Raw genomic sequence first — 12,762 nt, 5'->3', positions numbered from 1 at the left:
CCTAAAAACTTCCGATATTCTGAAGTGTTTTTATGCAAAAAAAGCGCAGAACCGAAGCGGCCATTAAAAAGTCTCATGTAAAATCTGGTACTCTTCGATGGACTGCTGGCGCAGTGGGCGCAGAGGTGACGTAAGGCTGGGATGGAAAGAACTGCGGATGGCTTTCAGATATTGCCAGACATATCAGAGGGTTATATCAGTACCACTGCAAATAAGAATGTCGGATGCGAAATGAGAGGGCTTTCAGGCTAAAAGAAACCGTAAATCTGTCGGTTTAATTTTTCAACTAACTGATTAATTGTTCTTTATCGGCGCATTTTTGTTGCGTGGTCATCAGATATTTCCTGACTCTTCGCACCTCTTAACGTAAAAAACCACGCCGAAGCGTGGTTCTGTTGTGGCTGCGCGCAGGGGCACCGCCAGATTCCGCCTGTGAATCAGAAGAAGCCCAGCGGTTCGATGCTGTAGCTGATCAGCAGATTCTTGGTCTGCTGATAGTGATCCAGCATCATTTTATGGGTTTCACGCCCGATGCCCGATTTCTTGTAGCCACCAAAGGCAGCATGGGCCGGATAGAGGTGATAGCAGTTGGTCCAGACGCGCCCCGCTTTGATCGCCCTGCCCACCCGGTAGGCGCGGTTAATATCGCGGGTCCAGACGCCGGCACCCAGACCATAAATAGAGTCGTTGGCAATCGCGATCGCTTCCGCTTCATCTTTAAAGGTGGTGATGCCGATGACCGGTCCGAAGATCTCTTCCTGGAACACCCGCATACTGTTGTTGCCTTTCAGCAGCGTCGGCTGAATGTAATAGCCGCTGTTGAGCGCGTCATCCAGCTTCTCGATGCCGCCGCCAGCCAGCACTTCCGCTCCCTCCTGACGCGCCACCTCCAGATAGGAGAGGATTTTGTCAAACTGCTGCTGCGAGGCCTGAGCGCCGACCATGGTGTCGGTATCCAGCGGATCGCCCCGTTTGATGGTTTTTACCCGTTTCATCACGGCCGCCATAAAGGGTTCGTAGATAGACTCCTGCACCAGCGCGCGTGACGGACAGGTACAGACTTCGCCCTGATTCAGGAAGCCCAGCACTACCCCCTCTGCGGCTTTCTCGATGAAGCTCTCTTCCGCCTGCATGATATCTTCAAAGAAGATGTTAGGGGATTTACCGCCCAGTTCGACGGTCGACGGGATCAGGCTTTTGGCCGCCAGTTCCAGAATATGGCCGCCGGTGGCGGTAGAACCGGTAAAGGCAACCTTGGCGATGCCGGGATGTGAAGCCAGCGCCTCACCCGCCTCTTTACCAAAGCCGTGCACCACGTTCAGTACGCCCGGAGGCAGCAGATCTTTAATCAAGTCCACAAAGACGGTAATCGACAGCGGCGTCTGTTCAGCCGGTTTCAGCACCACGCAGTTACCTGCGCCCAGCGCCGGTGCCAGCTTCCAGGCGGCCATTAACAGCGGGAAGTTCCACGGGATAATCTGCGCGACGACGCCCAGCGGCTCATGAAAATGGTAGGCCGCCGTGAACTCATCGATCTCGGCGGCACTGCCCTCCTGTGCCCGCAGACAGCCCGCAAAATAGCGGAAATGATCCACCGCCAGTGGCATATCGGCCGCCAGCGTTTCGCGCACCGGTTTACCGTTGTCCCAGGTTTCATACACCGCCATCGTTTCCAGATGCTGCTCCAGCCGATCGGCAATTTTCAGCAGCAGCAGCGAGCGTTGTTGCGGCGAGGTTTTACCCCAGGCATCAGCGGCCGCTGCAGCCGCGGCCACCGCGTTATCCACATCGGCCGCATCCGAACGCGGGAACTCACCGGCCACCGATCCATTCACCGGTGAAGTATTGGTAAAGTAGTTTCCCTTCACCGGCGCGACAAATTCACCATTAATGAAGTTGCCATAATTCTTTTGTAGCGTAATCAGAGAACCCTGTTCTCCGGGGGCGGCGTAACGCATGGTCATTCTCCTGAAAGGTGACTGATGCAACAATAGTGAAACTTGTTATTAACATGATGCAACATCAAGAGAGTGTCAGGTCTTTCAGGCCGAAACTGTGACCGCTCCGAAGGATTAGGCGTTTCCGGGGTGTCTCAGGAATATTCTGACTTTTCCCTGCAGACGGATGCCGCGAGAAACTTGTGCGGCGTGGCGGGGTCAACGTGAGGATGAACAGATTACGGAGATGAGTATGCTGGCTTCAGCTATGACCCTGATGCGCACCAAGGCCAGTTTCGTGCATCAGTTTATTCGTAACCCGCGCAAGATGGGCAGCATTACGCCCTCATCAGAGACCCTGTGCCGGACGATGACCGCGTCGGTTCAGTGGTCTGAAACATTACGCATCGCCGAACTCGGCGCGGGCGATGGGGTGCTGACGCGACAGATACTGGCGCAGATGGCCCCCGACGCCACCCTGGATGCCTTTGAGATCAGCACCGCCCTGGCGGACAGGCTGAATGCCCTCGACGACTCCCGCATGACTGTGCGCACCTGTTCGGCTGAATATCTGAACGGCGAATATGACGCGATCTTCTCCGGCCTGCCGCTGTTATCCTTACCGCCTGACCTGCGTGAAGCCATTCTGCGGGCGGTATTCAACGCGCTGGGGCCGGACGGCGTCTTTGTGCAGTTCCAGTACACCTCGCTGACCCAGCCGGATCTCTCACGCTACTTCACCTGGGAGCGCCAGAGGGTGCTGAAGAATGTGCCGCCCGCCTGGGTCTATCGCTGTACCCGTCACTACGCGCCCTGAGCCTGTCTGACGACCGGGCACGTCTGTTGCCAGAATGAGACCAGCAGTTCACGCGCCCAGTCTTTGCCCTCAATGTCGCGCCCGGCACACTCTTCGATCGTGTCCGGCGGCAGACAGGCGTTCATAATCGGCCGGGAAAATTCGGGATGAAACTGCACCGATAACGCCTGCGGCGAATAGCGCACGATCTGACAGCCATCGCGCCCAGACGACGCCAGCACCTGCGCGTGAGGCGGCGCGGTGATCACCGACTGACGATGCGACAGCCAGACGCTGAACGAGGCGGGCAGCCTCTGCAGAAGCGGATCGCGCTGCGCCTGTTCCGTGCAGCGAATCGGTAACAGGCCACGCTCCCAGCCCTGAGGATTGTCCGCCACCACACCGCCCAGCGCATAGGCCATCAGCTGATGGCCGTAACAGACGCCCAGCAGCGGCAACCGATGGTCGATCGCTGCCCGTACCCAGGCGGCGCTGCGTTCACTCCAGTCGGCGTGATCGGTCACCATCGCCCAGGAGCCGCTGAGGATCGCGCCGGAAATCTGATCAAAATCGGGCAACGCCTCGCCCAGATGGGGCCGGACAATCAGGTAATCATCAGGCTGCAGATCCAGTGCATCAATGAACCAGCGTGGCTGTTCACCAATCTGCGCGACGACGTTTGCGGGCGGGACTTCAAGCTGAATTAACGCAAGGGGTAAGGCGGATGCAGGGGTCATACCGAATCAGATCCTCTCAGAAGTCGTTTCAAATCAGTCTGCCATCAATGCCATAAAAAGTCTCACCAGGCGGCGGGGCTGTCGCAGAAAATTTCTGCCAGCGATTGGCTGGATTGCCGGAGTTCGTGCCATCATTAGCAGGCTATGCAAAAAACATCGAAAGGATATTATCGTGGCTGTGCGGCATTTTTTTCTGATTCTGATGGTGGTCTCTATCTGGGCCTTTAATAACGTCGCGGTGAAATGGGGTCTGCTGGAGCTGCCGCCGCTGTTTCTGACGTTTATGCGTTTTGTCGTGGTGGCGATAGTGCTGGTGCCCTTCTGTCGCATTACCCGTCAGCAATTGCCCTGGCTGCTGCTGCTGGCCTTCACGTTCGGCTTTATGCACTTCTCGCTGCTGTTCGTCGGCCTGCGCTATACCGATGCCGGCACCGGCGCGATTGTCGTGCAGCTGGGCACGCCGATTGCGATGCTGCTGGCGATGGCGGTGCTCAAAGAGAATCTGAAACTGGTGCAGCTGATGGGCATCATGATTTCGCTGAGCGGCGTGGTGGTGCTCTCCGGCAGCCCCACCATTCCTTCATGGTGGGTGCTCTGCCTGCTGCTGTGCAGCGCCACCGGCTGGGCGGTGAGTAATCTGATCGTGAAAAAGTCACCGCCGATCAAGCCGCTGACCATGACCGGATGGATTGCGTTTCTGGCGATACCGATCGTCGGCGGATCCAGTCTGGTGATGGAGTCCCATCAGCTCTATGCCCTGCAACATGCGGGCTGGCGCGGCTGGTTCGCCATTCTCTACAGCGCCATCGCGTCTTCGATTGTCGCCTATACGCTGTGGTATATGCTGCTGAAGAAGTACAACGTCAACCTGATCATGCCCTATTCGCTGCTGACGCCGGTGCTCTCCGTGCTGATGGGAATTGTGGTACTGGGCGACAGCCTTAACAGCTTCAAGATTATCGGCGCTTCTCTGGTGGTGCTGGGCACCGCTATCGCAGTTCTGAACCTGCGTAATCTGCGGATGCACGCCCGCTTTCCCCGCCTGCGGCGGCGCTGATACCGCCTGCTATGCTTAGATAAAACCGCCGTAAGGAAATTCAGCATGGACTTATCGCTCGCTGGCTCGCTGTGGCAGCAGATGCAGCAGGGATTGCGGGGCCACGACGCTATCAGGCCGCTTCCCGTCTTTACCGATCGCGCCACTTTCTCTTCCGCCCTTGCCGTCAGCGAGCTGGCGGCCACCAGCACCGGACTCGCGACGCAGGCCGTCGCCGACCTGCTCGCTGCCTCCAGCCCTGACATGATCCTGCCGCCCGTCACCGTGAACGTCCGGCTCGCTTCACGCTGGTTTCAGCAGAGCTTCTGTCCACTGAATCGCGCAGCACCCGCCCTGTGGGACCTCTTTGCGGGCGACTATCAGAGCCGGGATGGCTGGATCCGTCTGCACACGAACGCGGCGCATCATCGCCAGGCGATGGAGCGGGTGCTGGGCCGTCATGCCGATCGCCCGGCGCTGGCGCGACAGGTCCGGCAGTGGCAGGCCAGCGAACTGGAGCAGGCGATCATTGACGCAGGCGGCTGCGCGGCTGAGATGCGCAGCGCCGCTGCCTGGCAGCAACATCCGCAGGGCCTGGCGGTGCAGCGTGAACCGCTGTTCAGCTGGCAGAGCACCCTTCCGGCTCCGGCACCTGCGTGGCTGCTGCCCCGCGCCCGACCACTGCTGGGCATCCGCGTTCTGGATCTGACGCGGATAATAGCCGGGCCGGTTGCGACCCGCTTTCTTGCCAGTCTGGGCGCCCGCGTGCTGCGCATCGATCCGCCCGGCTGGCAGGAGCCGACGCTGGATGAGGAGATGAGCTGTGGCAAACGCCGCGCGGTGCTCGATCTGACCCAGCCTGCCGATCGTGCGCAGTTTGTTCGCCTGCTGCGCGAAGCCGACGTGCTGGTTCATGGCTATCGGGCCGATGCACTTGAGCGGCTCGGGTTTGATGCAGAAACGCTGCACTCCCTCTCACCGGGTCTGGTCGATGCGGGTCTTAATGCCTGGGGCTGGCAGGGGCCGTGGCGCAATCGTCGCGGCTTTGACAGTCTGGTCCAGATGGGCTGCGGGATTGCCGAACGGGGAATGCAGTGGCAGCAGAGCGATAAGCCGGTGCCGCTGCCGGTTCAGGCGCTGGATCATGCCACCGGCTATCTGCTGGCGGCGGCGGTGCTGGAGGGATTACGGCGACGTCTGACAGCCGGACACGGCAGCCAGGTACGGCTGTCGCTGGCGCGCACCGCCTGGCTGTTGCAGCAGCATCCCGCGGATCATCTCGCGGGCACCGGCATTGTGCCGCAGGTGAACGATAACCTGCCCTGTTATGAATTAACGCCGTGGGGGTTCGGGGTCAGGCTTAAGGCCGCTGCCCGACTGCCCGGCACGCCGCAGCTCTGTGCTACCGCCGGATCGCCGCCGGGCACCCACCCGGCAGAATGGTAAATCAGGCGTCGTCGCCCGATTCGCGGCTTTCCAGCAGTTCGTTGTACATCGCCTGAATCGCTTCGCGGCTCAGCATCGCCAGCGTACGGTAAAAGGCGGTGCTGGCGTGTGCCTCCACTTTGCCCAGGAACGCGCCGCACCACGGCAGCAGATACTCTTCGAACAGCGCCAGTTGCGCGGCGCTCTCATCCTCTGCGGACTGGTCTTCCAGCCAGGACGCCGCCAGCAGCATCACACCAAAATGGTCAGCAGGCGCATCGCTCAGAGGCATACCGCGCGAGGTTAAGAATGCACGCACTTCCGGCTCGGTTTTGCCTTCAGGCCATTGTGAGGCGTAAGGCGGCACGTTGCAGTCGCTGCCAATAAACAGCGCATTGTAGTCGGCGGCCAGCGCCTGAGGATCGCTGTTCTGCTGCAGACGCGTCAGAAGCTCATCCTGCTCCAGCGGCCACTGCGACTGCAGTTTGCCTTCACGCAACAGCGTGAACAGCGGCACCAGCAATGGATCCTGCGGCTGACGGTTAAACAGTGAGCCGATGATGCGGCAGAGAATGGAAAACTCATTCATGAGTCAGATTTCCTTGAGGCAAAGTAAATTAAAAGTCAGCCAGTTCCGCAATGCGTTTACCGCTACGCATTTCCAGAAAATCGAGCAGGCGACGAGGCGTGACATTTAACACCCGATCCTCCGGAAAATCCACCTCGCGGGCGATGCGCAGGCAGTGGTCGAAATGGCCGGGCGTAAAGGCGGTGTGAGAATCGGAGCCAGAAACCGCCCTCTGCCTGCATCGGCGCCCTTAACAACGGCGAAGGCCGGGAGTCTGAGCACGCGATCCTGTTTCGGACTATCTCTGTCAGAAAATGAGCTGAGCGTCTGAAAAGGCCTCAACGCAAGCCGACAGTTTTGCATGAGAAAATTCAGAACAGAGACTTCAGCATCGACTGATTCTGAGGAGTGACTGGCCAGAGGGGAGGTATGGAACCACCGACCCGTCAGCCCCGTAGATTTATCGGCACCATCAAACAGAAAAGCAGACACCACTTTTTATACTGTCGCTTAACTGAACTAGTAAAACCGAAAATACTTTGCAGACAAATAAATGATGAAAATGATCCATATAAAAGCGAACAGCAGACCATAAGCAGGAAAGAAATTTATAAAGATGATGGCCCCGATCAGGCCGATAGCAGGTGGTATAAGTCCAAAAAAGGATTGGCTCAGCCAGGCATAGAGCCAGCGAAAGATCGTCTTCATTTAACTAATAGCTTATTCAGCAGATTCAGGATCGGCTCGTCATTGGTGGAGCCGGAATTTTTTAAATAGATTATTTTAGACATTCCGCTCCATCGACGCAGAGCGCATTTTGAACGCGTAACAGAGGCCGAAGTCATAATGTGCAGTTCTGTTCGTTGATGGTATTAACGGTATAACAAAAGAAGCAAGCCATCTTCGCTATGGTGAACAATCCAAATCGGAAGGAATTTTCGCTGATGGCGCAATGGAAACAGCACAATTTATGGGGTTTAGCCCAAAACATGGGTTAGCTCTTTATAATACGGCCACCCTGGGAGCGAGTGTATATAGTATCTTCGGCTTAGCAAGAAAACCAGGAGCCTGGAGATTATTTCGTTGGCTGCCGCGTGATTACTACCGTAAAGTTGACACAATGAACAAGCCCAAGCTAACGATGAAAATCGCTGGATATGGTGTCAAAGCGAAAGTCATTTTTGATCTTCTGGCTACTGATAATAGTACTGATTAAGATTTGTCCGCCCTGCAGAACTGCCAGGCTTTATAAGCAAGTACAGGCGGTTGTATAAAAATTGCGACCGCTGCTCCACAAGAAAGACCAATAGCACCAGAGAAAACACTCTGCTCAGATGCGAATATCACAAGAAAAATGAATACAGCGACGCAACTGGATACAACCCATGCAGCAAGAATAAAACGCCTGGCCAGGTCCCTGATGGCATTTTCCAGCGTTCCACCATAGGTTTCAACGTTGTTTTTTATCTTTTTTAAATCCGATGGGATAAAGCCAGAACTCAACAAAGCCTCATCAGTAACATCCATATTGTCCTCTCCGCATTTCTTCACTGGCGATGGCATTCACAATCATACTGATGAACTTTACAGCATTCCAGCCGAAACTGTTTCTGTGATTCTGGAAAACTCCCGTATCCCAAAAAGTCCTTACCATTAAGTTCAGGAAGCCTGAGCGCCTCTCCAGTTGGCCTTAGTTCTGCCTGATAAGTCAGCGATACATATTCCTACCTGAGGTGATCGCCGCAGTAGCTCGCATTATCTTCTTCTGAACAGTTACAAGAGCCGTTTTTCTGTCCTCAAGCAATGCTTTAAGTGATTGAACTTCAGCACTGCCAGACAGAGTTTGAGCGGTATGACCGCAGATATAGCTCTATAGTTTTTTTCGCTGGATCCCAGTGGATGTGGTGAGGTTAAACGGCTTCGTATGGCCAAGGGCAGTTCGCCGCGCTTTTGATGTTAGCGGGCTGACCCTGCATATGTCGTTCGGCCAGTGCGGCAACGTTGCCAAAGGCGCGCTTTGATTCAGTTGATGATTCCGTATTGGCTCGCATAAACAGCAAAACGGACACATCAGATCGGTAGGGTTTTGGTTCACACTCTTCAGGGTAAACTTCTTGCTATTCATCCCGGTGAAGATTGTCAGGCCAGGACATTTCAGACAAACAGATTATTCGTTTGCAGTAGTAGCGTCAGCACGACTGAGGCGGCAGTGGTTCTCAACATACAACCCGCGATCCGAAGAGATCCCCCCTCTTTTGACATCATCGATAAAATCAGCAGGTCCGCTGTTTTTGCCCTTAAACGCTGAAATACTTTCATCACGGGTCTACTGATATTGAGGTTGTTTTCTACTGCGCAACGCCGAGCTGCTTCGGTCTGTCGTTGTGTCGCTGGCTTGACCAGAGAAAATTAGCTTAAAACACCCCCTTTACCCCTCATATCCCCGCAGATTAAAGCGGGGATTCTCATCATGACGAGCGTATTGATGACGTAACCTGTCGCTAAAAGTCAGCCAGTTCAGCAATCCGTCTGCCGCTACGCATTTCCAGAAAATCGAGCAGCCGACGAGGCGTGACATTCAGCACCCGATCCTCCGGAAAATCCACTTCGCGGGCGATGCGCAGGCAATGGTCGAAATGCCCGAGCGTAAAGGCGGTGTGAGAATCGGAGCCAAACGCCAGCCGTCCACCGGCATCGCGTACCGCGGCGGCGATCGCCCGGCAGTTGGGTTCGCTGCCTGGCCGCGAATGGGTAAAGGAGGAGTTATTCAGCTCCAGCGCCACATCGTAACAGGCGGCGGCTTCAGCGATAGCCGGGATATCGACCGGGAACTTCGGGTTGCCCGGATGGCTGATGATATGAACCAGCCCGCTCGCCATCGCCGCGATCATAGCGTCGGTGTGATGCTTTCTGTCGCGCGGTGCATAGACCGGCTCGTGAAAACCGGCGACGATCAAATCCAGCGCATCGAGCATCGGGCCGGAACAGTCGATCTCGCCCTGCTGATTTTTAATATTGGCCTCAATACCCCGCAGGATTGCCACGCCGTCAATCACCCGCGGCCAGATGCGCATATTAATAAAGTGCCAGTAATGCGGTGCGTCGGCCATGTCCGGACCGTGATCGGTAATGGCAAACAGTTTCAGGCCGGTTTGCTTCGCCTGAGCCACATAGTCATGCAACGTGCTGTAAGCATGCGTACTCGCGATGGTGTGCATATGCAGATCTACCGGATACATCCTCTTCTCCTGCTGATTGCCCCTGACAGGGCCGATTGATTAATAGCCACGCTGACGGTCCACTCTGCCTTTTGGCTGCTCACCTGCCTGATCCTGCAGAATTGCGCGGGCGATAAAGTCGATAGCTTCGTCGATCAAGGTTACCGCCGCATTATGGGGCGTGATCGTGACGCGCGGATGGGACCAGAGCGGATGCGCCTCGGGCAAAGGTTCAACCTGAAAGACATCCAGCGCCGCCGCTTTCAGCTGTCCGCTATCGAGCGCGGCCAGCAGGTCGTCTTCCACCACCTGCGCACCACGCGCGATATTGAGGAAGAAGGCGCCATGCGGGAGCTGCTGCAAAAAGGCGTGATCGACCAGGTTCACGGTTTCCGGCGTGCTCGGCAGCAGGTTGATGAGCACCCGCGTCTCGCGCAGGAACGCGGGCAGCGCCTCGCGGCCGGCAAAGCTGGTCACTCCGTCGATCGTTTTAGGTGATCGACTCCAGACGCGCAGCGGGAATCCCCAGGGTTTCAGGCTCTCTGCCACGCTCTGCCCCAGCACGCCCGCACCGAGGATGCCGACGGTGAACGTTTCGCGCGTGTAAGGCGGCAGCGGCTGCCAGCACGCCTGCTGCTGCTGGAGGCGGTAGTCATCAAACCGGCGGAACCAGTTCAGCACGCTGTGAACCGCGTACTCCTGCATCTGTCGCGCCATCCCGGTATCCTCCAGCCGGTAAAGCGGTACGCTGTCGGGCAGCATGTCCGGATGCTGCTGCAGCTGTTTCAGGATCTCGTCCACGCCCGCGCCCAGCGCAAAGACCCCGCGCAGCGTGGCGCGGCCCTGCAGCATCTCAGCGGGCGGGGAACGGACCAGCGCGTAATCGGCTGGCCGATCGTCGCCGGGCTGCCAGGCACGAACCGTTGCCTCAGGCAGGCGCTGCTGTAAACCGTTAATCCAGGCCGCGGCAGACTGCGACGGGTGATACCAGATGATCTCCATCCTGCTCTCCTTTTTTCTTTCAGCGTCCAGGAAAAGCAGCATGAGAGCAAGAAAAAACCGGTGGGGAAAAGCGATTTTTTCCCGGTCAATAATTCCTGTGGCTTCACATTTCCGGCTCGCTTCAGGGTGAAATGGTCAGATAAGGTCTAAAGTTGGTCCTGTGGTCAATGCGTTACGCGCGGCCGCATTTCGGACAAGGAGAAAAACCGATGATAAAAATTGAGGTAAACGCCGCCGAACGGCGTCAGCGTTATGCACCTTTTCTGCTCACGTTGCTGCTGAGCGTACCCGCTTTTACTGCCCAGGCCGATGACAGCAGCCGCATGCTGAATAATCAGCCGCAGCCGCCGGATATCCGCTTAGGCCCGCTGTTCAATGCCGTGCAGCAGGCGAAATTCTATCCGGATCAAAAAACCTTTGCTGATGCGGTGCCGAAGTTCGACCCCTCTTCAATTCTGGCTGACTGGCAGATGCAGAAGAAACAGCGCAATTTCGACCTGAAACATTTTGTCGATGCCAACTTTACGCTGCCCGCCGCGGGCGACAAATATGTGCCGCCAGCCGGACAGAATCTGCGTGAGCACATCGATGGCCTGTGGCCGGTGCTGACTCGCACGGCCAGCAGCGCCGGTCAGTATGATTCGCTGCTGCCGCTGCCCAAACCTTATGTAGTGCCGGGCGGACGCTTCCGCGAAATTTATTACTGGGATAGCTACTTCACCATGCTGGGCCTGGCCGAAAGCGGCCACTGGGATAAGGTGCAGGATATGACGGATAACTTCGCCTCCCTGCTCGACCGCTATGGCCACATCCCCAACGGTAACCGCAGCTATTACCTGAGCCGTTCACAACCGCCGTTCTTCAGCCTGATGGTCGATCTGCTGGCAACCCACGATAACGGCCAGGCCTACACCCGCTACCTGCCGCAGCTGCAGAAAGAGTATGACTACTGGATGGCGGACAGCGACAACGTCGCGGCGGGTGCAGCCAGCAAGCGGGTGATTAAGCTGGCAGACGGCACGCTGCTCAACCGCTACTGGGATGCGCGTGACGTGCCGCGCACCGAGTCCTGGATGGATGACATCGCCACCGCGCAGAAAGCGCCTCAGCGCAATAAGGCGGAACTCTATCGCGAGCTGCGCTCCGGTGCGGCCTCGGGCTGGGATTTCAGTTCACGCTGGTTTACCGACGCGCATAATCTCTCGACCATCCGCACCACGCAGCTGGCGCCGGTCGATCTCAACAGCCTGCTGTTCCATCTGGAGCAGACGCTGTCAAAAGCTTATCAGATGAACAAGCAGACCGATCTTGCGAAGCAGTTCGCAGACCGGGCAGAGAAGCGCCAGGCGGCTATCAACCGCTATCTCTGGGACAGTAAACAGAACTGGTATGCCGATTATGACTGGCAGAAAAAGCAGGTCCATCCGCAGCTGACCGCTGCGACGCTGTTCCCGCTCTATCTGCAGGTCGCCAGCGATAAGCAGGCTGAAAGCACCGCCCGCGCGGTGGAAAAACAGCTGCTGAAGCCGGGCGGTCTGGTGACTACGACCGTCAACAACGGCCAGCAATGGGATGCGCCGAATGGCTGGGCACCGCTGCAGTGGGTCGCCGTCGAGGGTCTGGAACACTACAACCAGCCGAAACTGGCAAAAGAGGTGGGCGTCCGCTTCCTGCAGAACGTTCAGAACACCTATGACCGGGAGCATAAGCTGGTTGAAAAATATGTCGTCGAGGGTAAAAACCTCGGCGGTGGCGGTGGCGGCGAATATCCGCTGCAGGATGGTTTCGGCTGGACCAATGGCGTTACGCTGAAGCTGCTTGATAAATATTGTCCGAAAGAGAAAACCTGTAACAGCGCCCACGATATTCCTCAGGCGTCAGCCTCACAACCTTAATGCTCTCCGGATACCTCTGGCCCTGCCGGAGGTATCCTCTCCCCCCTTTCAGCGAATTTTACTTGAACTTTTTTCATCCGCAGGCAAAATTGCAGCGAATTTTAAAAGGTAATAATTCTCATTATGATAATGAGATTGCCTATCAAGA

Annotated in this window: 11 protein-coding genes and 2 pseudogenes; 6 read left to right on the top strand and 7 right to left on the bottom strand. The window is 56.7% G+C overall.

The features are described from left to right. Positions 1-437: 437 nt before the first annotated feature. A complete protein-coding gene (gene exaC, locus ACR6AS_RS03990; protein WP_293769647.1) occupies positions 438-1,958 on the bottom strand; it encodes an acetaldehyde dehydrogenase ExaC in 1,521 nt (506 codons plus the stop codon). Between the two features lie 232 nt (positions 1,959-2,190). Between exaC and ACR6AS_RS03985 the strand changes: the two genes are divergently transcribed. Continuing rightward, entirely contained in the window at positions 2,191-2,754 is a 564-nt protein-coding gene (locus ACR6AS_RS03985) for a class I SAM-dependent methyltransferase (RefSeq protein ID WP_434161188.1), read from the top strand. Here the strand turns inward: ACR6AS_RS03985 and ACR6AS_RS03980 are convergent. Next, positions 2,742-3,470 carry a glutamine amidotransferase gene (locus tag ACR6AS_RS03980; protein WP_367395402.1) on the bottom strand — a complete coding sequence of 243 codons (729 nt, stop codon included), beginning with the start codon at positions 3,468-3,470 and terminating at the stop codon, positions 2,742-2,744. The genes ACR6AS_RS03985 and ACR6AS_RS03980 overlap by 13 nt on opposite strands. A gap of 172 nt (positions 3,471-3,642) precedes the next feature. On the opposite strand from ACR6AS_RS03980, the gene ACR6AS_RS03975 reads away from it, so the two are divergent. Beyond that, positions 3,643-4,527 (top strand): DMT family transporter, encoded by an 885-nt coding sequence (locus ACR6AS_RS03975; RefSeq protein WP_111141716.1) that lies wholly within the window; start codon positions 3,643-3,645, stop codon positions 4,525-4,527. A gap of 45 nt (positions 4,528-4,572) precedes the next feature. Further along, positions 4,573-5,952, top strand: a complete 1,380-nt coding sequence (locus tag ACR6AS_RS03970) for a CoA transferase (RefSeq protein WP_434161185.1) — start codon at positions 4,573-4,575, stop codon at positions 5,950-5,952. Between the two features lies 1 nt (position 5,953). Here the strand turns inward: ACR6AS_RS03970 and ACR6AS_RS03965 are convergent, their stop codons facing one another. After that, positions 5,954-6,520, bottom strand: coding sequence for a TorD/DmsD family molecular chaperone (locus tag ACR6AS_RS03965; protein ID WP_293769632.1), 567 nt, complete (start codon positions 6,518-6,520; stop codon positions 5,954-5,956). A gap of 28 nt (positions 6,521-6,548) precedes the next feature. Next, a pseudogene (locus ACR6AS_RS03960) lies at positions 6,549-6,731 on the bottom strand (phosphatase); the annotation flags it as partial. A gap of 197 nt (positions 6,732-6,928) precedes the next feature. Here ACR6AS_RS03960 and ACR6AS_RS03955 point away from each other — a divergent pair. Together ACR6AS_RS03955 and ACR6AS_RS03950 are read left to right on the top strand one after the other, a co-directional pair. Further along, a complete protein-coding gene (locus tag ACR6AS_RS03955) occupies positions 6,929-7,276 on the top strand; it encodes a hypothetical protein (RefSeq protein ID WP_434161183.1) in 348 nt (115 codons plus the stop codon). A 73-nt stretch (positions 7,277-7,349) separates the two neighbouring features. Continuing rightward, a pseudogene (locus ACR6AS_RS03950) lies at positions 7,350-7,715 on the top strand (DUF4225 domain-containing protein); the annotation flags it as partial. On the opposite strand, the gene ACR6AS_RS03945 reads toward ACR6AS_RS03950, so the two are convergent. The 3 genes from ACR6AS_RS03945 to ghrA all read right to left on the bottom strand — a co-directional run bounded on the left by ACR6AS_RS03945 (position 7,712) and on the right by ghrA (position 10,719). Then, positions 7,712-8,026 carry a hypothetical protein gene (locus ACR6AS_RS03945; RefSeq protein ID WP_434161182.1) on the bottom strand — a complete coding sequence of 105 codons (315 nt, stop codon included), beginning with the start codon at positions 8,024-8,026 and terminating at the stop codon, positions 7,712-7,714. The pseudogene ACR6AS_RS03950 and the gene ACR6AS_RS03945 sit on opposite strands and share 4 nt — an antisense overlap. Positions 8,027-9,000: 974 nt before the next feature. Continuing rightward, on the bottom strand, positions 9,001-9,738 hold the full coding sequence (locus ACR6AS_RS03940; RefSeq protein WP_111141728.1) for a phosphatase: 738 nt from the start codon (positions 9,736-9,738) through the stop codon (positions 9,001-9,003). 39 nt (positions 9,739-9,777) lie between these two features. Then, positions 9,778-10,719, bottom strand: a complete 942-nt coding sequence (ghrA, locus tag ACR6AS_RS03935; RefSeq protein ID WP_434161180.1) for a glyoxylate/hydroxypyruvate reductase GhrA — start codon at positions 10,717-10,719, stop codon at positions 9,778-9,780. Between the two features lie 209 nt (positions 10,720-10,928). Here ghrA and treA point away from each other — a divergent pair, with 209 nt between their 5' ends. Beyond that, a complete protein-coding gene (gene treA, locus ACR6AS_RS03930; RefSeq protein ID WP_434161178.1) occupies positions 10,929-12,614 on the top strand; it encodes an alpha,alpha-trehalase TreA in 1,686 nt (561 codons plus the stop codon). The last annotated feature ends 148 nt before the right edge of the window (positions 12,615-12,762 follow it).

The sequence above is a fragment of the Pantoea phosphatilytica genome, assembly GCF_051025615.1.
Lineage (GTDB): Bacteria > Pseudomonadota > Gammaproteobacteria > Enterobacterales > Enterobacteriaceae > Pantoea.
This window is presented reverse-complemented; position numbering and strand designations above follow the sequence as displayed.

Coding starts and splice junctions, on each gene's coding strand:
- exaC (WP_293769647.1), bottom strand. CDS start 1,958: ATGCGTTACGCCGCCCCCGGAGAACAGGGTTCTCTGATTACGCTACAA.
- ACR6AS_RS03985 (WP_434161188.1), top strand. CDS start 2,191: ATGCTGGCTTCAGCTATGACCCTGATGCGCACCAAGGCCAGTTTCGTG.
- ACR6AS_RS03980 (WP_367395402.1), bottom strand. CDS start 3,470: ATGACCCCTGCATCCGCCTTACCCCTTGCGTTAATTCAGCTTGAAGTC.
- ACR6AS_RS03970 (WP_434161185.1), top strand. CDS start 4,573: ATGGACTTATCGCTCGCTGGCTCGCTGTGGCAGCAGATGCAGCAGGGA.
- ACR6AS_RS03965 (WP_293769632.1), bottom strand. CDS start 6,520: ATGAATGAGTTTTCCATTCTCTGCCGCATCATCGGCTCACTGTTTAAC.
- ACR6AS_RS03955 (WP_434161183.1), top strand. CDS start 6,929: ATGGAACCACCGACCCGTCAGCCCCGTAGATTTATCGGCACCATCAAA.
- ACR6AS_RS03945 (WP_434161182.1), bottom strand. CDS start 8,026: ATGGATGTTACTGATGAGGCTTTGTTGAGTTCTGGCTTTATCCCATCG.
- ACR6AS_RS03940 (WP_111141728.1), bottom strand. CDS start 9,738: ATGTATCCGGTAGATCTGCATATGCACACCATCGCGAGTACGCATGCT.
- ghrA (WP_434161180.1), bottom strand. CDS start 10,719: ATGGAGATCATCTGGTATCACCCGTCGCAGTCTGCCGCGGCCTGGATT.
- treA (WP_434161178.1), top strand. CDS start 10,929: ATGATAAAAATTGAGGTAAACGCCGCCGAACGGCGTCAGCGTTATGCA.